Below are 20,449 nucleotides of genomic sequence, written 5' to 3' on the forward strand. Positions count from 1 at the left end.
GAGCGCTCAGCTGTCGGTGTCCCGCCAATCCAGGTTGAGGGTGAGGCGGGCGCGAAAGACCGTGCTTCCGGCCGCGTCCCGGACTTGCGCCTCCAGGATCAGGCCGTCATCCCCGGGGAGCGGCCGGTCCGCCCGGACGCGGAGCCGGTCATGCGCGGCCTCGATCAGCGCTTCCGTCGCCGAGAGACACGCCTCGTGACGATGAGCGAAGTGCAGTCCCTCCTCGTCCCGGGACAGACCCTGATCGTCGGTGAAATCGGTGAAGTAGCGCACGGCGCAGGACCTCACGGCCAGATGAGGAACCTGGGCCGCCGCAGGAGCGATGTCGTTAACCTGTGTGTGGACGCCGGCCTCGCCTCGTGCGACAGGGTCGCCGATTTCTCCAAGCCGCGGCGTCCGCGCAGAGAACGCGATCCCCGCGCGAGTGATCCCTAGCCTGCCGCAAAAATGTATGGTTTCGCACAGAAACTTGATCGATCGCTCCCGGCCGAGGCGATGGGCCTCGGCATGGAGGGTGTGCCCGGCGTGCGGGAAGCGTCGTGACAACGCGCGATGCCGGCTTCGTCGGCGCCGAAGGCTCCTAAGCCAGCGCGCTCTGCGTCCGCCGCAGCGGGCCGATCAGCCGCTCGTACTCGGCTTCGGCCGGCCCATAGGTCTGCCCGGCGGCCTCCTCCAAACGGCTGCGGCTCAGGACCCGGATCCGGCCGCGCCGGGCGCGGATCAGGCCGGCGCCCTCCAGGGTGTGGATCGCGACCGTGACGGTCGGTCGGCGCACGCCGAGCATGATCGACAGGAATTCGTGTGTCACGGAGAGATCGTCGCCGTCCTGCCGGTCGTGGTACATCAGGAGCCACCGCGCGAGCCGCTCCTCGGCGGGTGCCCCGGCATTGGCGATGGCGGTCTGGGCGACCTGCACCAGGAAGGTCTGGACGTAGCGCAGGAGCAGGTTCCGCAGCGACGGGCTGGACGTCAAGGCGTCGCGCAGCGCCGGCACGGAGATGCGTTGCCCGCGACCTGCGACCTGCATGAAGACCTGGTACGGGATCGTATCGGTTCCCAGCAGCAGCGCCGGTGCCGCCATGCCGTCACGACCGAACAGGCCGACCTCGATGCGGCCGCCCTCGGCGAGGGTCGAGACCATGGAACACAGGCCGGTGTCGATGAAGACAGCGTGCGGAATCGCGGTGGCCGGCTCGACGAGCACCTTGCCGAGGGGAAGGTCGACCGCCTCGAGATGTGGCCCGAGCAGCGCGCCATCCGCCTCGGATAGGGCAGCCAGAAGGCGGTTCTGATGCGGCATCGTCGAACGCGTACGCAGAAGTAGACATACGCGCTCCGGCTCAAGTCCGCGAACCGGAACGCGCCTCCGTGGCATGCTCGGATCACCACGCAATAGCGAGCGGATATTGCATCCAGCGTCCGAACCGTCCGCGAACAGACAAAGCAATGTGCGGCTTCATCGGACATCTCGGCCATGACGTGCGGACGAATGCGCAAAGCTTCCTTTAAGATCTGACGTCACACTGCCGGCGGACCGGCGCTGTGGCCGCCATGCCACGCGCTCGGCACCAGGACGCACTTGCCAACATGTGCATGCACGGACGCGCTTTGACGCGCGGTTCGGATCGAGCTAGAGAAAGCCCAACGGAGCAAGCAAGAACCATGCCGTGAGCAGCGTGGCTCCGGCTGGCGAACTGCGCCGGAAGGGCATCGGGGCCTCGCATGAGTTTGGTGCAACGGCTGGAAGTGCGTCAGGGCCAGGCCCTGGTGATGACGCCGCAGCTCCTGCAAGCGATCAAGCTCCTGCAATTGTCGCAGCTCGATCTCGCGGCTTATGTCGAGGCCGAGCTGGAGCGCAATCCGCTGCTGGAACGCGCGGAGCCCGAGTTGCCGGGCGCCGGCGAATCCCCCGAAATGGGCGGCCACGCGGAGGAGGCGGGTTCGGACGGATTCGAGGGGGCGGAACCCGAATCGTGGCTGTCCGCAGACCTCAATCCGGATCGCAGCGAGATCGAGAGCGATTTCGACACCCGGCTCGACAACGTCTTCCCGGACGAGGTGCCGGTTCAGGCGCGCGAAGCGGGTGGGGGCGACATGCTCTCGCTGACGCCGCCGCCCTATGGCAGCACCGGCGGCAGCTTCGATGCCGAGGCGCCGGATTTCGAGGCGACCCTCACGGCGGAGACCTCGCTGCGCGATCACCTCGCGGGCCAGCTCGACCTCGCGACCCGGAATCCCGCGGAGCGGCTGATCGGCGGCTTCCTGATCGACGCCGTCGACGAGGCCGGCTACCTCCGCGAGACCGTGGAGGGCGTGGCCGAGCGGCTCGGCGCCGACCCGTCCCTCGTCGGCCGGATGCTGGCGCTGATTCAGACCTTCGATCCGCCGGGGATCGCAGCCCGCGATCTCGCGGAATGCCTCGCGATCCAGCTGCGCGAGCGCGACCGGTTCGACCCGGCGATGCAAGCGCTGGTCTCGCGCCTCGACCTCGTGGCCAAGCGCGATTTCGCGGCGCTGCGCCGGCTCTGCGGCGTCGACGACGAGGACCTCGTCGACATGCTGGGCGAGATCCGCCGGCTCGATCCCAAGCCGGGCCGCGCCTTCGGATCGAGCGCCGTCGAGGTTCTGATCCCGGATGTGTTCGTGCGCGCCGCGCCGGACGGCTCCTGGCTGGTCGAGCTGAACAGCGAGGCGCTGCCGCGGGTTCTGGTGAACCAGAGCTATTACGCCCGCGTGTCGCGCAACGCCGCCGCGGAGGGCGACAAGGCCTTCCTGTCGGAGGCGCTCCAGAACGCCAACTGGCTGACCCGCTCGCTGGAGCAGCGGGCCCGCACCATTCTCAAGGTCGCCACCGAGATCGTCCGCCAGCAGGACGGGTTCTTCGTCCACGGGGTCAGCCACCTGCGTCCGCTGAATCTCAAGACCGTGGCCGAGGCGATCGGCATGCACGAATCCACCGTCTCGCGGGTCACCTCCAACAAGGCCATCGGCACGAGCCGCGGCACCCTGGAGATGAAGTATTTCTTCACCGCGGCGATCCCCGGTGCAGCCGGCGCCGCCGCCCATTCCTCCGAGGCCGTGCGCCACCGCATCAAGCAGCTCGTCGACGGCGAGACCCGGGACGACGTGCTGTCCGACGACGCGCTGGTGCAGAAGCTGCGCGGGGAGGGCGTCGACATCGCCCGGCGCACGGTGGCGAAGTACCGGGAATCGCTGCGGATCCCGAGCTCGATCGAGCGCCGCCGCGAGCATTTCGCCCACGGCTCGGGCCAGCACGCCGCCCTGGCTCTGCGCTGATCACCCGGATGGGCTTGCGCCCGGCTTCCGTCCGGCCCATCCGTCCTGCCGTTTGATCGACGCCTGGACCCGCGATGACCCCGACCGGAACGCCCCCGCGCAGCCTCACCGCCATCGTGCTCGCAGCCGGGAAGGGCACGCGCATGCGCTCGGACCTGCCGAAGGTGCTGCACCGGATCGCCGGGCGCAGCATGCTCGGCCACGTCCTGGCCGCCGTGCAGGCGGCGGGCGCGGGCCGGATCGCCGTGGTGGCCGAGCCCGGCCGCGACGACGTCGCCGCCGAGATCGCGAAGGCGGCGCCCGGTGCGCAGGTCTTTCCGCAGGTCGAGCGGCTGGGCACCGCCCACGCGGTCCTGGCTGCGCGGGAGATCCTGGCCGAGCCGGACGACGACGTGGTGATCGCCTTCGGCGACACGCCTCTGGTCACGGCCGAGACGTTCCTGCGCCTGCGCGCGCCCCTCGCCGACGGCGCCGCGGTGGCTGTGCTGGCTTTCGAGACCGCGACGCCGACCGGCTATGGTCGGGTGCTGACAGAGGGCGACCGCGTCCTGGCGATCCGCGAGGAGAAGGATGCGAGCGCGGCCGAGCGGGCCGTGACCCTGTGCAATGCCGGTCTGATGGCGCTTGCCGGGCGGCACGCCCTGGCGCTGCTCGCCCGTATCGGCAACGACAACGCCGCGGGTGAGTACTACCTGCCCGACGCGGTGGCGCTGGCTGTCGCCGACGGGCTGCCCGTCACGGTCGTGCCGGTGGACGAGGCCGAGGCGCAGGGCGTCAACGACCGGGTGCAGCTCAGCGTCGCGGAAGCGGCGATCCAGGCCCAGCTGCGCCGCACCGCGATGCTGGGCGGCGCCACCCTGATCGCGCCGGAGACGGTGTTCCTCAGCCACGACACGATGCTGGGGCGCGACGTGATCGTGGAGCCCAACGTCGTGTTCGGTCCGGGCGTGCGCGTGGCGGATGGCTGTACCGTGCGGTCCTTCGCGCATCTCACCGAGACCAACCTGGAGGCGGGCGTCCGGATCGGGCCGTTCGTGCGGCTGCGCGGCCACGCCGTGCTGGAGGCCGGTGCGGAACTCGGCAATTTCGTCGAGCTGAAGAACGCCCGGATGGGCGCGGGCGCGAAAGCCGCGCACCTGACCTATCTCGGCGATGCGGAGGTCGGCGCGAAAGCCAATATCGGCGCCGGCACGATCACCTGCAATTACGACGGCGTGCTCAAGCACCGGACGACGATCGGCGCGGGTGCCTTCATCGGCTCGAACTCGGCGCTGGTCGCCCCGGTCACCGTCGGGGAGGGGGCCTACGTGGCCTCGGGCTCGGTGATCACCGACGACGTGCCGGCCGACGCCATGGCGGTCGCCCGCGGCCGGCAGGCGATGAAGCCGGGCTGGGCGAAGGAGAAGCGTGCGGCGCTGCAGGCCGAGAAGGCGCGGCGCGGGACGGGCTCCTGAGACCGCTTCGGCCGGCCGAGCACGACCGGGGCTGGCCCTGCGCCACCCCGATCCGGTAGAAGTCACGCTTGGACCCGCGCTGAGCGGGGCGGCCCGGACTCTGCGCAGCGCCTCGGCGCGGCCAGCCGGGCGTCGAAGCGAGAGACAGTTTCATGTGCGGCATCGTCGGCATCGTCGGACGCGACGCGGTGGCGGGGCAGGTGATCGAGGCCCTGCGCCGACTCGAATACCGCGGCTACGATTCCGCCGGCATCGCCACCCTGGAGCATGGCCGCCTGGCGCGGCGCCGCGCCTCCGGCAAGCTCGTCAACCTGGAGGCCAAGCTCGCGCAGGAGCCGCTCACCGGCACGATCGGCATCGGGCACACCCGCTGGGCGACCCATGGCCGGCCGAACGAGACCAACGCCCACCCGCACGCCACCAAGCGGCTGGCGGTCGTCCACAACGGCATCATCGAGAATTTCCGCGAGCTGAAGCAGGAGCTGGAGGCTGACGGCGTCGTCTTCGAGACCGAGACCGACACCGAGGTCGTCGCCCAGCTCGTCAGCCGCAACATGGACCGGCAGATGGGTCCCGTGGAGGCGGTGGCGGCGGCCCTGCCGCGGCTGCGCGGCGCCTTCGCGCTGGGCTTCCTGTTCTCCGGCGAGGAGAACCTGCTGATCGGGGCCCGTCACGGCGCGCCGCTGGCGATCGGTTTCGGCCAGGGCGAGACCTACCTGGGCTCCGATGCCCTGGCACTCGCCCCGTTCACCGACGCGATCACCTATCTCGACGAGGGCGACTGGGCGATCCTGACCCGGACCGGCGCCGAGATCCGGGACGCGTCGGGCGCCACGGTCGAGCGGGCGCGCCAGAGGATCGCCACGCAGGCCTACCGGATCGACAAGGGCGAGTACCGCCACTTCATGGCCAAGGAGATCCACGAACAGCCCGAAGTGGTGGGCCGCACGCTCGCCCATTACGTCGACATGGCGCAGGGTCGCGTGATGCTGCCGGAGGCGCTGCCCTTCGACTTCGCCAAGCTCAGCCGGGTCTACATCACCGCCTGCGGCACGGCCTTCTACGCCGGCCTCGTCGCCCGCTACTGGTTCGAGCAGGTGGCGCGCCTGCCCGTGGAGATCGATGTCGCCTCCGAGGCCCGCTACCGCGAGGCCCCGCTGGAGAAGGATGGGCTGACGCTGGTCATCTCGCAATCCGGCGAGACCGCCGACACCCTTGCCTCCCTGCGTTACGCCAAGAGCCAGGGCCAGCACACGCTGAGCGTGGTCAACGTGCCGACCTCGACCATCGCGCGGGAATCCTCCGTGGTGATGCCGACGCTGGCCGGGCCGGAGATCGGCGTGGCTTCCACCAAGGCGTTCTCGTGTCAGCTCACGGTTCTGCTGTGCCTCGCCATCGCGGCCGGCCGCGCCCGCGGGACGCTCGACGCGGCCGGCGAGCGGCGGCTGGTCGACGCGCTGATCAAGGCGCCGGGCCTGATGGCCGAGGCGCTGACGCATGAAACGGCGATCGAGGCTCTGGCGCGGGAGGTCGCGAAGGCGCGGGACGTCCTCTATCTCGGCCGCGGCACCAGCTACCCGATGGCGCTGGAGGGCGCGCTGAAGCTGAAGGAGATCAGCTACATCCACGCCGAGGGTTACGCGGCGGGCGAGCTGAAGCACGGGCCGATCGCGCTGATCGACGAGAGCGTGCCGGTGATCGTCATCGCGCCGCATGACGGGGTGTTCGAGAAGACGGTGTCGAACATGCAGGAGGTGGCCGCGCGCGGCGGGCGGATCGTGCTGATCGGCGACGCGAAGGGCGCGGCCGAGCACGGCCTCGACACGCTGGCGACCTTCACCATGCCGGCGGTCAACGCCACCGTGGCCCCGATCGTGTACGCGGTGCCGATCCAGCTGCTCGCCTACCACACGGCGGTGTTCATGGGGAAAGACGTCGACCAGCCCAGGAACCTCGCCAAGTCGGTCACTGTCGAATAGGCGGTCGCTCCCTGACGCCCGTCGTGAGCGTCGCATGAGCGTCGCGCCGATCCTGTCAGCCCAGCGGATTGCAGCGACTCTCGATCTGGCTTGAGCGCGACACGGCCCAATCCCTCGCCGGCCGCGGGCGATGGTCATTGAGCAAGCTTGTCCGAGCCTCCGGCCCCTCTCAGGCAATATCGGCAGGGTAAGCTCGGCCTGACGAATCCGCGCCTTGCGCGTGTCGGCACCGACTTTGCGTGCGCGGCGAAGCAGTCTTTGCCACGCTCCGTCGCGAGAGGTTGCGCAAACCTGGATTGCCTCGCTTTGCTCGCGCAGCCGGTTCGACGTACGGTTCATCGATCCCGGTACGAGGAACCTCATGATGGCAGGTGATGCCGTTCGCTGGCTCGAAGATCAGGAGGGTGCGATGCTATCGCTCCTCGAAGAGCTGGTGAATATCGATTCCGGCTCCTACGACAAGCCGGGCGTCGATGCTGTCGGCCTTCGCATCGCGGAGTTTCTCGCCGGCCACGGCATCCCGGTCACGACGATCCCGGTGGAGGGTTACGGCGATGCCCTGAAGGCTGAGGTGGCCGGGTCGGGCGGCGGCAACCGGCCGGTCGTCCTCATGGGCCACCGCGACACCGTCTTCCCGAAGGGGGAGCCGTCCCGGCGGCCGTTCCGGATCGCCGAGGGCCGCGCCCACGGGCCCGGCGTCGCCGACATGAAGGCGGGCCTGGTGATGAACGCCTTCGTGCTTGCGGCCTACCACCGGGCCGGCGGCGCGCCGGTGCCGCTCGTCGGCCTGTTCACCAGCGACGAGGAGATCGGCTCGCCGGCCTGCCGCCCGATCATCGAGGAGACCGCGCGCGGCGCCCGCGCGGTGCTGAATTCCGAGCCCGGCCGGCCGACCGGCAACGTGGTCACCGGCCGCAAGGGTGGCGTCTTCATGCACCTGGAGGTGCTCGGCAAGGCAGCCCATTCCGGCGGCAACTACGCCGACGGGCGCAGCGCCATCCTGGAACTCGCCCACAAGACCGTCGCATTCCACGCGATCACCGATCTCGACCGCGGCACCACGGTGAATGTCGGGCTGATCGCGGGCGGCCAGTCGGTGAACACCGTGGCGCCCCGCGCGACCTGCGAGATCGACCTGCGCTACGTGACACCGCCCGATCGCGAGGCGGCCATGGACCGGATCGCCGCGATCGTGGCGCAGTCCACGGTTCCCGGCACGACCGCGCGCCTGACCATCAAGGGCGAGTTCCTGCCGCTGGTGCAGGATGAGGCCTCGCGGACCCTGTTCGAGACCTACGCGCGGGTCAGCGCGCAACAGGGCACGCCGGTGGCGGGCGAGTTCGCCGGTGGCTGCGCCGATTCCGGTTTCACCGCCAGCGTCGGCTGCCCGACCCTCTGCGCCGTCGGCCCCGTCGGCGGAAAGGCCCATTCCCCGGAGGAATATCTGGAGGTCGGAAGCCTCGTTCCGCGGGCGCGCGCGATGGCCGAGACCATCGCGGCCTTGGCAGCGGCCTGACGGTCGGAGATCGACCATCGCCAGCGATGCGTCGCCGTTGCGCGGTGCGCGACCGGTCTCCTGCGGCATCGCGCGGTCGATGGCCTGACGATCCGCCTCAGACAGCACGAGGTCGGCCGCAGCCGCGGTCTCCTCAAGCCGCCGGATCCTGCGCGTATCGGGGATCAGGACGTTGGCGTCGCCGCGATGCGGGACCCAGGCGAAGGCGCGCCGGAACGGCAAGGGTGAAGGCCGATTGCGGCGCGCGCGATCCTCGAGCCGTCCCCCTCCGCAGCCGGACGGACCGTGATGTCTACGAGCGCGCCCCTGGCCCCGTCGCGGCTGCGAGGCGCAGCAGGAAGCCGTCGAGGGCGGCCTTGTCGATCCAGCGGAGGATTGCGACGAGGTCGCGTTCCGGATCACACCAGATCACGTTGTTGCCCGCCCCGAGCGCGCTGAAGGCGGAGGCGGGAAGCTGCGGCTTGGCGGCGGCACCCCGGTTCAGCCACCAGAGATAGCCGTAGTTGTCGAGGGTGGGGGAGGGGGACAGCATCGCGCGGATCCATCGCTCGGACAGAAGCCGACGGCCATTCCAGGTACCGCCGCGGGCGATCAGGAGACCGAAGCGTGCATGGTCGTCGGCTCCGATGAACAGGCCGCCGCCCCAATGGCCGCCGCCGGGGACCGACTGAATCCGGCGGCCGTCGATTTCGACCCAGGCCGTGTCGTAGCCGCGCCATTCCCAGTCCCGGGAGGCGCCGATCGGGTCCATGATCCGCTCGCGCAGCACCTCCGGCAGGGCGCGGCCGAAGCGGCACATCAGACAATAGGACAGCAGGTTCACCCGCACGTCGTTGTACTCGTAGTAGGAGCCCGGCGGGCGCGGGAGCCGCTTTTCCCCCTTCCGGCTGTTGTCGGCGCCCGGACCGATCTGCCGGAAATGGTCGACCTGATCGGACTTGCCGAACAGCGTGCCCTGCCACTCGCTCGATTGCTGCAGCAGGTGGCGCCACGTGATCGCGCCATTATGCGGGCCGTCGAGTAGCGGATCGGGAACGCTCTCCCGCACCGGCGCATCGACGTCGGGGATCAGCCCGTCGTCGGAAGCGAGGCCGGCCAGCACCGCGAGGTAGCTCTTCGCGATCGAGAAGGTCATGTCCGGCCGGCGCGTGTCGCCCCAGGCGGCGACGCGACGACCGCCCTTCAGGATCACGCCGGCGGGGCCGCCCCGCGGGCGGACCGGACCGGCAATGTCGCTCCATGGCCCGCGCTCGTTCCACTCGACGATCCCGACATAGCGGCCATCGGGATAGTACAGGCTGCGCGGCCATTGGCTTTCGTGGGCCGCGGCGAAGGCGACCGCCTCCGCCAGCCGCTCGGCGTCGAGTCCCGCCGAACCCGGGTCCTGTTCCGCCCAGACTTCCGTCGGCCAGTACGGCTCGGTTCCTTGGGTCACGCGCGATCTCCTGAGGGACTTCCCCCGTCGCTGCGCATGCAGGGGCTGCGCCGTGGGGCTCCGGGCAGGTAGGGCGGTGCCGCCGAGCCCGCAGGGCTCAGGCCGTACGATGTCGGGGCCGCATCGGTCGTCGCGATCGGTCTTGCGCGGCATGGGCTCCGCGGGCGCCATCCGCATGGCCTGATCAGAGCTTTCCGGTGAAGCGCACGGCGCAACCCGGATGGGCCGCGACGAGATGCGCGCCGCGCGCGCGCCCCAGGACCATGCAGGCGGTCGACAGCCCGTCGGCGAGCAATCCCGTCGGCGCCGTCACGGTCACGGACGAGAGGGCGCGCGGGGATCGGCCCGTCGTCGGATCGAAGATGTGGTGATCGGCGCGATCATCCGAGAAGCACATGTTGTAGTCGCCCGACGTCGCCGCGAAGCCGGTGAACGGAGCGATGACGGCGGCGACGGTGGCGGGGTCGCGGGGATCGGCGAGGCCCAGCCGCCAGGGCGTACCGTCGGGATGCGTGCCGGACGCACCGAATTCGCCGGTATCCACGAAGGCATCGGCGATGCCGCGCATCCGCAGCGCGGCCATCACCTGATCGGCGGCATAGCCCTGGATCAGGGCGTTCAGGGTCAGCGCCGTTCCGGGCTCCAGGACGATGCGGTCCGGCCCGATCTGCACGCGCCGCCAGCCGACCTGAGCCAGGGCCGCGCGGAGGGCCTCCGCACCCGGTCGCTCGCCTCGGGCCGCCGCACCGGCCCAGACCGGCCAGAGCGGCTGCACGGTCGGGTCGAAGGCGCCGTCGGTCTTGTCCGCGAGGGTGAGAGCGAATCGCAGGAGAGCGAGGAGGTGCGGATCGGGTGCCTCCAGAGCGCCGTCACGGTTGAGCCGCGCCAGGGCGCTGTCGACCCGGAACAGGCTGGCGGCGCTCTCCACGGCGCGCATCGCCGCGAACCCGTCCGCAAGCGCGGCCTCGACGATGGAAGCCTCCGACCCGGCGGCGGTGAGTGCCACGGTTGTGCCGAAGGCGAGCCCGGCGCGCGTGCGAAGCGTCAGCCCCCGCGTCGCCGCGGAGGCGCAAAAGGCGGCGATCCCGCCCAATCCCGCGAGCCCGGCAGCTCCGACGAGGATGCGTCGGCGCGCGGGGGCGAAGCGACCCGGCGCGCTCATCCCACGGTCACCGGCCGCGGCGCGACCCGGCGCGCCCGCTTGCGCGCCACCACCTGCGGCACGCATTGCGCCGGATCGCGGATGATCGTCACGCAATCCATGCACTGGAAGCACTCGGCGTAGTCGACTCGGCCGGAGGGGGCGATGGCCCCGTAGCGGCAGCGGACCTTGCAGAGCTGGCAGGGGGAGCCGCACTCCGCCCGGCGCGGGATCCAGTCGAGGAGCCGCACGCGGCCGGTGAGGGCGAGACCGGCGCCGAGCGGGCACAGGTAGCGGCAGAACCCCTTGTAGATGAAGAGATTGAGGACGAGCAGCCCGGCCGCGTAGGCGACGAACGGCCAGGATCGCACGAAGTAGAGCGTGATGGCGGTCTTGAACGGCTCGACCTCCGACATGGTGTCGGCGAGGGGCGACCCGGCGGCGGCCGCACCGAGGATGCCGAAGAGCAGGACGTACTTCAGCTGACGCAGCGCCCGGTCGAGTCCGGCCGGCACCACGACCTGCCGGATGTGCAGGGGCCGGGCCAGCAGCGCCACGCATTCCTGCATCGCGCCGAACGGGCAGAGCCAGCCGCAGAACGTGCCGCGTCCCCAGGCCACGAGCGCGGACAGCGCGAAGACCCAGAGCACCAGCGAGGGCGGATCGTAGAGCAGGAAGGTGAGGTCGTGGGTGACGGTGGCGGCGCGCACGAGGCCGACGAGGGTGACGATCGAGAGTTGCGCCTGCGCGTACCAGCCGACGAATCCGAGGGTCAGCGCCAGGAAGCCGAGGCGGAAGCGCGCGAAAAGCCGTCGATCCGCCACCAGCCCGCGCTGGCGGCCGAGGACCGGTACCAGCACCGCGAGCATCAGCCCGATCAGCCCGAGTTCAGGTGCCCGGGCGCGCCACGGATCGGTCCAGCCCGGCCCGTCCTCCGGGTGGATGCGGGTAAACAGATCGGCGGGAAGTTTCGTCTCCACCATGAAGGTGCGGGCGATCTTCTCCGACAGGATCTGCCCGCGCTCGCGCACGATCGTCTCGGCCAGGACCCAGGGCTCGGACGGGTCGAAGCCGGCCGCCTGATCGATCCGCAGGATGGTCCAGGGGCCGGGCGGCAAACCCTCCGCGCGGCCGGCCTCGCGGCGCTCCACCGCCATGTCGCGGGCGTTCACGATCAGGCCGCCTTGGCTGACGGCCAGCCGCTCGGGCACCGCCCCCAGCACGAACCTGTCGCCGATCGGGTTCTCGGGCGCCTCCTCCGGCCCGGCGCTGATCACCATCACCGCATGGTTGCCGGGGCCGAGTTCGCGCATCAGCGCGTCGTACCCGGCCCTGCCCAGCAGGTTGCGGCCGATCGCCGGCACGTTGAGATAGGCGACGAGCAGGTCGGTCCGTACCGCATCGGGCGGTCCCTCGGCGCGGTCTTCCGCGCCGGTTCCCTTGAAGGCCGCGGCGGCGGCGGCGTTCGTGACCGTGAGCCGTTTGACCCAGCCGCGGGCGAGCAAGTCAGGCAGGGTGAGAGGCGCGTAGAGGTCGGCCCTGGCCTCGACCTTGAGGCCGACATTGACGGCTCCGAAACCGAGCTTCACGCGCGCCACCGCGAGCGCCGAGGCCAGGATCGACTGGTTGATGACCCGGGTCGAGGCGGTGGCCATGGAGATGCCGTCGACGGTGGTCTGCGGCGCGGCGCCGGCGGCCCGGGCGTTCGGCCGTCCGACCCGGATCGCCTGACGGGCCGAGAGGCCGGCATATTGCTCGACGAAGGCGAAGAGCGGCTCGGAGCCGAGGCCATCGAGGAAGACCGGCTCGTGATGCGCGATTACCTTCACGTCGCGGAAGGTGCCGTCAGGCGCCAGCGCGATCAGCAGGTCAGGGGGCGTGCCGCCGAAGCCGGGAATCGGCGCGAGATCGACGGATTCGAAGGCGTAGGCGAAGACTTCGTAGGCGCCGGCCTGCTGCTTCAGGATCGGCCAGACCGGGAGCCTGTCGTCCATCTCGCCGACGACCAGCGGAGCCGGGAAGTAACGTTCCAGGGCTGCGCGATCGAGCTGGCCGGCCCAGACCGGAAGGGTCGGCAGGAGCAGGACGAGAAGAAGGAGCGCGGCGCGCAGGAGCATACCCGCGCCCCGGCCGCCCCCCACCGCGGTTCGGAGCGCGGGCGGGCTCGGAGACGGTCCGCTCCGCATCGGCCGGGCATCCTTTCTGCCTCCGCCGCCGGCTCCGCTGGTCATACATCCGGGTCGAACACGGACGCCGGCTGCAGCGGGCGCTGGCGTCCCTCTCCCGCACGGGAGAGGGACGCCGCGCTCCGTCCCGAAGCCGCGCCGGCAAGGCCGATGAGTGGACCCGGTCGCCGGTGCGGGGGAGGGGAATGCAGCCGCGCGGGACTGCGGAAAACTCACGGCGCCGCACCGGCGGCGCGCGCCTCCGCTGCAGCGGCGCCGGGCATCGGCCGCGCCGCTACGCCCCAGGGGAAGCGGCCGACCTTCACGGTCTTGATCGGCTTGAACGTCTCGGCATCGATCACCGTCACGTCGCCCGAGACGCCGTTGGTGGTGAAGAGCCGCGTGCCGGCAGCGTTCAGGGCGAGCTGCCAGACCCGGCGGCCGACCAGGATGTAGCTCTCGACCTTGAAGGTCGCGGTATCCACCACCGCGACCCGGTCGGACGGACCCAGCGCCACGAAGGCGTGGCGCCCGTCCTTCGACATCTGGATACCCACCGGCTGAATCCGGTCGGCCGCGATCCCCTTCACGGCGAACGCGATCGTCTCGGCGACCCTGCGGGTGGCGACGTCGATCACCGAGACGGTGCCGCCGATCTCCGAGGAGGCCCAGAGCCGCGTCCCGTCCGCCGAGAACGCCGCGAAGCGCGGCCGCTGCCCGACCGGCGTCGCGTCCACCGCCTCCAGGCTCCTCGTGTCGATCCAGTGGACCATGTTGGTGGTCTCCGAGGTCGTCACGGCGGTGCGGCCGTCCGGGCTCACCGCGACGCCCTCCGGCTCGATCCCGACATCGATCTGCGCCAGCACCTTGCGGGTCTGCGCGTCGACCACCGTGGTGGTGGCGTTCTCCTCGTTGGCGATGAACAGCGTGCGCCCGTCCGGCGCCAGGGCGAATTGCTCCGGATCCTCGCCGGAGGGCAGGTTGTGCCGGACCTCGCCGGTCTCCGGGTCGATCACCTGCACGGCGTCGGAATCGCTGGCGCAGAGGTAGAGCGACCGCCCGTCCTGCGAGAAGGTCAGCCCGCGGGGCCGCCGGCCGACCGGGAAGGTGCGCATCACCGCGAAGCTGTCGCCGTCGAGCACCGAAACGGTGTTGTCACGCTCGTTGGAGACGAAGATCTCCTCGGCCCGCGCCGGCACCGCGAGGCAGAGCAGGAGGGCGAGGGCGGCGCGCCGGCTCATCCTGGCGTCCCGGCGAACGCGCGGCAGGCACTCTCGGGCTCGTCGAGTCCGAGCGTGTCGAGTTCCGTGCGGTGATGGAGGTAGCCTTCGATCGGCGCCGTCGCGGTGACGGCCCCGGGCCAGAGCAGGAAGATCGGCTGGCGCAGCTGTCCGTCCCAGGCGCGAAAGCTCAGGGGCCGGCCCTTGAAGCCGCCGACCTCGAAGCCGGGGGCCGTCAGGGCGGCGCGGACTTTCGCGGGATCGGTGCTGCGCGCCTTCACGGCCGCCTCGCCCACGGCGTGTACCGCCATCCAGCCGGCCCAATCGACGGGCCGCATGGGCCGCCCGGCGAGCTTCCGGAACCGGCCCTGGAGCTGCACCGCCGCCCAGGCCTCCACGGGCCGCCCCCAGGCGGCCGGCGCGAGGCCCTGCGTGCCGACGAGGGGCCGGGGAGAGGCGGTGTTGTAGTTGAGGCTCGCGCCGAACGCGCCGGCCTCGTCGGCCACCGCCACCACGTCGTGCTCGGGCCCGCGGGTCGGCAGGGCGAACTCGCGCAAAGCCGTGTCGCGGACGTCGCCGCCCTGCGGGTCGTAGCGCGACTCGGCGACGATCCGCGCGCCGAACTTCCTGGCGCTGCGCCTCAGCGCCTCGGCGTAGAGCGCGTCCCCCGGCGCCGGCCCGGACACCAGCAGGATCCGCGACCAGCGCCTGAAGGCCAGGAACTGCACCAGCGCGTCGGCCAGCATGGCGCGGGAGGGCAGGACGTGGAGCAGGTTCTTCCGGCAATCGGCATCGCGCAGCCGCGTGTCCGGCGCAGCGATGTTGAGGAGCACGCTGCCCTGCGCTTCCGGCAGGTCGGCGAGGGCGATGACATCCGCGGCCGGCGCGTTGACGACCACGAGGCGGGGATCGGCGAGATCGCGGAACGCCTGGCGGATGTCGTCGCCCGGCGCGACGACCTTCGCGTCGAGGGCGAAGCTCAAGCCGAGGAAGCGGCCGGTGGCATTCGAATCCTTCAGGCCGAGATCCGCGCCCTTGGCCCCCTCATCGTCGGGGATCGGATCCTCGTTGTTCAGCGGTACCGGCCGTTCGACCCGCCGCTCGAGGTAGTGGATCGTGAGGGGCGGCCCCGCCATCGGGGTCGCAGCCTCCGCCGGGGAGACCGGCGCGAGGCTCGCGAGGATGCACGGCAGCAGGACGGCCAAAGGCCGTCCGCACGTCGAGACCCGTCGCGCACCGGGGGATACCATCCTCGCCCGCCTCCCTCCGTCCCCGCGGTTCTGATCGTTGCGCGAACTCTAGAAGCGAGATGCTGGCCGCGGATATTGGACCAAGGTGCACCCATCAATCTTGATGCAGTGCAACACAAGTCGTGCGCCGAGATAAACTGGTCGATCCGTACCAAAGCATAATGGGTCGGGAGCGTGGAGCTTGATAACCGTCGGTCAAAGACGACGGGAGGCGGCGCATGGGCAGGATGAAGACGGCGGCGGGCGGCGTGCTCGTGGCGCTCGGGCTGGCTGTCGGCGCCGGCGGCGCTCTCGGGCACGGCGACGTCCAGCCCCAGCCGGTCAAGACCGACGGCCTCAAGCCGCTGGGCACCGAATGGGTCGCCGAGAACCCCTACAAGGGCGATGCGCACGCGATTTCGATCGGCGCCTCGGGCTTCAACCAGAACTGCGCCCGCTGCCACGGCCTGGAGATGATCTCCGGCGGCCTCGCTCCGGACCTGCGCTACCTGCCGCAGGGCAAGGAAGGCGATGAATACTTCGTCGAGCGCATGAAGCACGGCGCCGTGATCAACGGCGTGACCAAGATGCCGGCCTTCGAAGGGATCATCTCGCAGGAAGGCCTCTGGGCGATCCGCAGCTACATCGAGTCGAAGCATGAGGAGTAGTGCGCGGTTCCTCCTTGCCGGCGGGCTTCTGCTGGCACTCCGGTTTCCGCCGGAGGCCGCCGCGCGTCCGCTCGATCAGGTCGTCGCCGACGGAACGCTGCGGGTGGCGGTCTACGGCGACAACGCGCCGTTCTCCGACCCGGTGAACGGCAAGGCACACGGCATCGATTCCGATCTCGCCCAGGCCATCGCCGACGCGCTCAAGGTGAAGCTCGACCTGCGGGTGGTCGATGCCGGCGAGAATGTCGACGGCGACCTGCGCCTGAACCTGTGGCGCGGCGACCTCGCCGGCACGCCGCTCGCCGACCTGATGCTGCACGTGCCCACCGACCGCCAGCTCGCCCTGCGCAACGAGCAGGTGTTCTTCACCGCGCCGTATTTCGAGCAGGAGATCGCTTTCGCGTACCGGAAGGACGCGCTGGAGGGATTCGACAGGCTCGACGATATCGGCGACCGGAGCGTCGCCCTGGAGGGCACGGGCGCGGCCGACCTGATGCTGCTCACCGCGCAGGGCGGCCGGTTCCGTCCGAATCTGAAGCACTACAGGAGCTTCAAGGAGGCCGCGAAGGCCTATCTCGCCGGCGAGGCGCCGATCCTGGCCGGCACGCGGGCGGCGATCGAGGCGGCGCTGTTCGCCGCGAAGGCGCCCCAGGATGACAACCCGATCGCGACTTTTCCCTCGACGGGGCTGGTCAAGACCCGCTGGGAGATCGGCGGTGCGGTGCGCACGGATTCCCGCGACCTCGCCTACGCGGTCGGGGACGCGCTCACGGCGCTCAACGCGGACGGGCGCCTCAAGACGATCTGCGCAACCTATGGCGTCAGCTACACGCCGCCGAAGGGTTACTGAAGGCCGGCGCACCCGACGCGACGGACGACGAGAACGGAGAACGGCTCGACCACGGGCGTCCCGACCGCGCCCTCAACCTGAGGTGCGGCGCAGGCGCCGCGAAGAAGCCCTCGGGAAGTCAGTGCGATCCCTGGAGCCCTCCTTCGAGGCCTCCGCCGCGCTCCGGCACCTCCGAAGGAGGGGATCGGGCTGGACAGTCGCCGCATGGCCAAAGGCCGCCGTTCCGGGTCGAAGACCGGACCGGCGGCGATAAACGCATTGCTGAATACAGTCTTTTCTCCAGTCCACGCACTGACTCATTGGACCAATGGCCAATAAGACTTCTCTGAGAACATCGATAGCTTCGCCCTCCAAGGGAGCGTCCCGCGACTCGTGCGGTCCACGCTGAAACCCGGATGCTCCGGCCACATGGACCGGAGTCGAAGACGGAGGAGACGTCATGACAATGCGGACCCGGTTCCTCGCCGCGGTGGGCGTCGCCGCCCTCGTGGCGGGCGGCGCCCTGCCGGCCATGGCCGAAGGCGTGAGCGAGCAGGACATCATCAACGACGCCAAGACGCCCGGCGACGTCGTCACCTACGGCCTCGGTCCGCAGGCCCAGCGCTTCAGCCCGCTGAAGACCCTCAACCGCGACAACATCAAGGGCCTCGTGCCCGCGTGGTCGTTCTCGTTCGGCGGCGAGAAGCAGCGCGGCCAGGAGAGCCAGGCGCTGGTCAAGGACGGGATCATCTACGTCACGGGCTCGTATTCGCGCATGTACGCGATCGATTCCCGCAGCGGCGAGAAGAAGTGGGAGTACGACGCCCGCCTGCCGGAGGGCATCCTGCCCTGCTGCGACGTGGTGAACCGCGGCGCCGCCCTCTACAAGGACAACGTCTATTTCGGCACGCTCGACGCCAAGCTCGTCGCGCTGAATACCAAGACCGGCAAGGTGGTCTGGCGCAAGGACATCGACGACTTCAAGGCTGGCTACAGCTACACGGCCGCCCCGATCATCGTGAAGGGCAAGATCATCACCGGCGTGTCCGGCGGCGAGTTCGGCGTGATCGGGCGCATCGAGGCCCGCGACGCCGAGACCGGCGAGGTCGTCTGGAAGCGGCCCGTGATCGAGGGCCACATGGGCGAGCTCAACGGCAAGCCCTCGACCATGACCGGCAAGGTGAACGAGTCCTGGCCCGGCGACATGTGGAAGTTCGGCGGCGGCGCCACCTGGCTCGGCGGCACCTACGACCCCGAGACCAACCTGATCTATTTCGGCACCGGCAATCCCGGCCCGTGGAACTCCTGGCTGCGGCCGGGCGACAACAAGTGGACGTCCTCGCGCCTCGCCCTCAACCCTGACAACGGCGAGATCGTCTGGGGCTTCCAGACCACCCCGCATGACGGCTGGGATTTCGACGGCGTCAACGAGTTCGTGCCGTTCGACCTCAACAAGGGCGGCAAGACCATCAAGGCCGGCGCCACCGCCGACCGGAACGGCTTCTTCTACGTGCTCGACCGGACCAACGGGAAGTTCATCTCGGCGACGCCGTTCGTCGAGAAGATCAACTGGGCCAAGGGCATCGATGAGAACGGCCGCCCGATCTACAACGAGGAGAACCGGCCCGGCGACCCGAGCAAGGCGACCGGCGACGACAAGAAGGGCAAGCCGGTCTTCGCGGTGCCGAGCTTCCTCGGCGGCAAGAACTGGATGCCGATCGGCTACAGCCCCGACACCAAGCTGTTCTACGTGCCCTCCAACGAATGGGGCATGGATATCTGGAACGAGCCGGTGAACTACAAGAAGGGCGCGGCCTATCTCGGCGCCGGCTTCACCATCAAGCCGGTCTTCGACGACCATATCGGTTCGCTCAAGGCGATCGACCCGGCCTCCGGCAAGGTCGTGTGGGAGTACAAGAACAAGGCCCCGCTCTGGGCCGGCGTGCTCACCACCGCGGGCAACCTCGTCTTCACCGGCACGCCGGAGGGCTTCCTGAAGGCCTTCGACGCCAAGACCGGCGAGGAAGTCTGGAAGTTCCAGGTCGGCACCGGCGTGGTCTCATCGCCGATCACCTGGGAGCAGGACGGCGAGCAGTGGGTCGGCGTCGCGGCCGGCTGGGGCGGCGCGGTGCCGCTCTGGGGCGGCGAGGTCGCCAAGTCAACGGCCGGCATCAACCAGGGCGGCAGCTTCTGGGCGTTCAAGCTGCCGAAGACGGTGGCGTCGCGCTGACGGCGCTCATCAGAAAGCGTGCCGGCCTCCACCGGCCGGCACGCCGCGGCCCCGGGGCGACGGCGATCGTCTCAACACCCGCTTGCGCGCCGGGGCCGCATCGATCACCTTCGGACCTCCCGCCCGCGTATTCGGCGGATCCTGTGAGGATCTCGAGCGAAGGACCGAGGTCTCCGTGCATCTCCTGATCGTCGATGACCACCCTCTGTTCCGGGACGCCCTGGCGGCCACGATCCGCCTCGCGCATCCGGACGCGGTTCTGCACGAAGCCGACGGGATCGAGGCGGCCTGCGCGGTGCTGGCAGCGAACCGCAGCATCGACCTGACGCTCCTCGACCTGTCGATGCGGGGCGTGACCGGCTTCGACGGGCTGATCACCATCCGGGCGAGCTTCCCGCGCATCCCGATCCTGATCGTGTCCGGCCACGAGGATCCGCGCATCGTCCGAGAGGCCCTGCAGCACGGGGCGGCGGGCTTCGTCCCGAAGGCCATGGACAAGGCGACGCTCACCCGGGCGATCACCGAGGTGATGAGCGGCGCGCTGTTCCTTCCCCCTGGTCTCGCCGAGGCCAGCGCGCCCGCGCCGCGGAGCAAGAAGGCGCCCTTGCCCGAACGCCTCGCCCGGCTCACGCCGCAGCAGCTGCGGGTCCTGATGATGATCCGGCAGGGCAAGCTCAACAAGCAGATCGCCCACGAGCTTCAGGTCGGCGATTCGACCGTCAAGGCGCATGTGTCCGAGATCCTGCGCAAGCTCGAGGTCATCAGCCGCACGCAGATCGTGATCGACACGGCGTCGCTGGACTTCGACCAGATCCACAACAGCCACTCGGCCTGACGGGCGCGATCATCCTGAGCGCGCGCTGCTCGATCGCGTCTTCCGGAACCTCTGACTGAGGCCTCTCACGCCGTCGTCCCGGGACCAGGCAGCGGCGCCGGGGATCCGGATTGGCCACGCACCAGGCCCCTGCCGCCACAGCGATTCTGGCTTCCGGGCTCGCCAGCGTCGCACCGGAAGGACGGCGAGGGCTGTCGTCCACGCGCCTCGCAGGCACGGCAGGGGAAGCATCGCACGCGTGCAACGCCTCGATCCAGCGCAGAGCGCGCTGCGGCAGAGGTACGGCTGGACCGTGGACGCGGCCGCGCTGCTTCGTGATGGATCCGAGGCCGCGTTCCGCCGGCGCCGCATGTGCCTGAAGAGGCGCGAAGGCCATTCTCCCCTCGCAACCCTGATCCTTCAGGACAGACCCCAAGCCCAATCGATATGATGCTATCTATCAGCATGCGAG

Annotated in this window: 15 protein-coding genes; 8 read left to right on the top strand and 7 right to left on the bottom strand. The window is 70.2% G+C overall.

Annotation, left to right across the window (positions count from 1 at the left end; translation table 11 throughout):
- Positions 1–6: 6 nt before the first annotated feature.
- The gene (locus BLT59_RS23025; protein ID WP_091786046.1) at positions 7–273 is read right to left on the bottom strand and encodes a DUF6894 family protein; all 267 of its coding nucleotides are present in this window, start codon (positions 271–273) and stop codon (positions 7–9) included.
- 307 nt (positions 274–580) lie between these two features.
- The gene (locus BLT59_RS23030) at positions 581–1,300 is read right to left on the bottom strand and encodes a Crp/Fnr family transcriptional regulator (RefSeq protein ID WP_091786050.1); all 720 of its coding nucleotides are present in this window, start codon (positions 1,298–1,300) and stop codon (positions 581–583) included.
- A 422-nt stretch (positions 1,301–1,722) separates the two neighbouring features.
- On the opposite strand from BLT59_RS23030, the gene rpoN reads away from it, so the two are divergent.
- The 4 genes from rpoN to BLT59_RS23050 all read left to right on the top strand — a co-directional run bounded on the left by rpoN (position 1,723) and on the right by BLT59_RS23050 (position 8,246).
- On the top strand, positions 1,723–3,297 hold the full coding sequence (gene rpoN / locus BLT59_RS23035) for an RNA polymerase factor sigma-54 (RefSeq protein WP_091786053.1): 1,575 nt from the start codon (positions 1,723–1,725) through the stop codon (positions 3,295–3,297).
- A gap of 74 nt (positions 3,298–3,371) precedes the next feature.
- A complete protein-coding gene (glmU, locus tag BLT59_RS23040; protein ID WP_091786057.1) occupies positions 3,372–4,751 on the top strand; it encodes a bifunctional UDP-N-acetylglucosamine diphosphorylase/glucosamine-1-phosphate N-acetyltransferase GlmU in 1,380 nt (459 codons plus the stop codon).
- A gap of 152 nt (positions 4,752–4,903) precedes the next feature.
- Positions 4,904–6,730: a glutamine--fructose-6-phosphate transaminase (isomerizing) gene (glmS, locus tag BLT59_RS23045; protein WP_091786060.1), complete on the top strand. Its 1,827-nt coding sequence runs from the start codon at positions 4,904–4,906 to the stop codon at positions 6,728–6,730.
- Between the two features lie 361 nt (positions 6,731–7,091).
- Positions 7,092–8,246, top strand: coding sequence for a M20 family metallopeptidase (locus BLT59_RS23050; RefSeq protein ID WP_091786064.1), 1,155 nt, complete (start codon positions 7,092–7,094; stop codon positions 8,244–8,246).
- Between the two features lie 292 nt (positions 8,247–8,538).
- Here the strand turns inward: BLT59_RS23050 and BLT59_RS23055 are convergent, their stop codons facing one another.
- The 5 genes from BLT59_RS23055 to BLT59_RS23075 all read right to left on the bottom strand — a co-directional run bounded on the left by BLT59_RS23055 (position 8,539) and on the right by BLT59_RS23075 (position 15,457).
- Complete coding sequence (locus tag BLT59_RS23055) at positions 8,539–9,681, bottom strand: serine hydrolase domain-containing protein (RefSeq protein ID WP_091786067.1); 1,143 nt, start codon at positions 9,679–9,681, stop codon at positions 8,539–8,541.
- 184 nt (positions 9,682–9,865) lie between these two features.
- Positions 9,866–10,843, bottom strand: a complete 978-nt coding sequence (locus BLT59_RS23060) for an FAD:protein FMN transferase (protein WP_091786136.1) — start codon at positions 10,841–10,843, stop codon at positions 9,866–9,868.
- Positions 10,840–12,939 (bottom strand): 4Fe-4S binding protein, encoded by a 2,100-nt coding sequence (locus tag BLT59_RS23065; RefSeq protein WP_091786070.1) that lies wholly within the window; start codon positions 12,937–12,939, stop codon positions 10,840–10,842. The genes BLT59_RS23060 and BLT59_RS23065 overlap by 4 nt, the downstream gene beginning before the upstream one ends.
- 281 nt (positions 12,940–13,220) lie before the next feature.
- Positions 13,221–14,228 carry a YVTN family beta-propeller repeat protein gene (locus BLT59_RS23070; protein ID WP_091786073.1) on the bottom strand — a complete coding sequence of 336 codons (1,008 nt, stop codon included), beginning with the start codon at positions 14,226–14,228 and terminating at the stop codon, positions 13,221–13,223.
- A complete protein-coding gene (locus BLT59_RS23075) occupies positions 14,225–15,457 on the bottom strand; it encodes an ABC transporter substrate-binding protein (RefSeq protein WP_091786076.1) in 1,233 nt (410 codons plus the stop codon). Before BLT59_RS23075 ends, BLT59_RS23070 begins: the two co-directional genes overlap by 4 nt.
- Positions 15,458–15,684: 227 nt before the next feature.
- Here BLT59_RS23075 and pedF point away from each other — a divergent pair, with 227 nt between their 5' ends.
- The 4 genes from pedF (at position 15,685) to BLT59_RS23095 (ending at position 19,998) form a co-directional block, all read left to right on the top strand.
- On the top strand, positions 15,685–16,104 hold the full coding sequence (gene pedF, locus BLT59_RS23080; RefSeq protein WP_091786139.1) for a cytochrome c-550 PedF: 420 nt from the start codon (positions 15,685–15,687) through the stop codon (positions 16,102–16,104).
- Positions 16,094–16,954, top strand: coding sequence for a substrate-binding periplasmic protein (locus tag BLT59_RS23085; RefSeq protein WP_091786078.1), 861 nt, complete (start codon positions 16,094–16,096; stop codon positions 16,952–16,954). Before pedF ends, BLT59_RS23085 begins: the two co-directional genes overlap by 11 nt.
- A gap of 439 nt (positions 16,955–17,393) precedes the next feature.
- Positions 17,394–19,163 carry a PQQ-dependent methanol/ethanol family dehydrogenase gene (locus BLT59_RS23090; RefSeq protein WP_091786080.1) on the top strand — a complete coding sequence of 590 codons (1,770 nt, stop codon included), beginning with the start codon at positions 17,394–17,396 and terminating at the stop codon, positions 19,161–19,163.
- 175 nt (positions 19,164–19,338) lie between these two features.
- Positions 19,339–19,998, top strand: a complete 660-nt coding sequence (locus BLT59_RS23095; RefSeq protein WP_091786147.1) for a response regulator — start codon at positions 19,339–19,341, stop codon at positions 19,996–19,998.
- Positions 19,999–20,449: the final 451 nt, after the last annotated feature.

It is taken from the genome of Methylobacterium sp. UNC378MF (genome assembly GCF_900103195.1).
Lineage (GTDB): Bacteria > Pseudomonadota > Alphaproteobacteria > Rhizobiales > Beijerinckiaceae > Methylobacterium.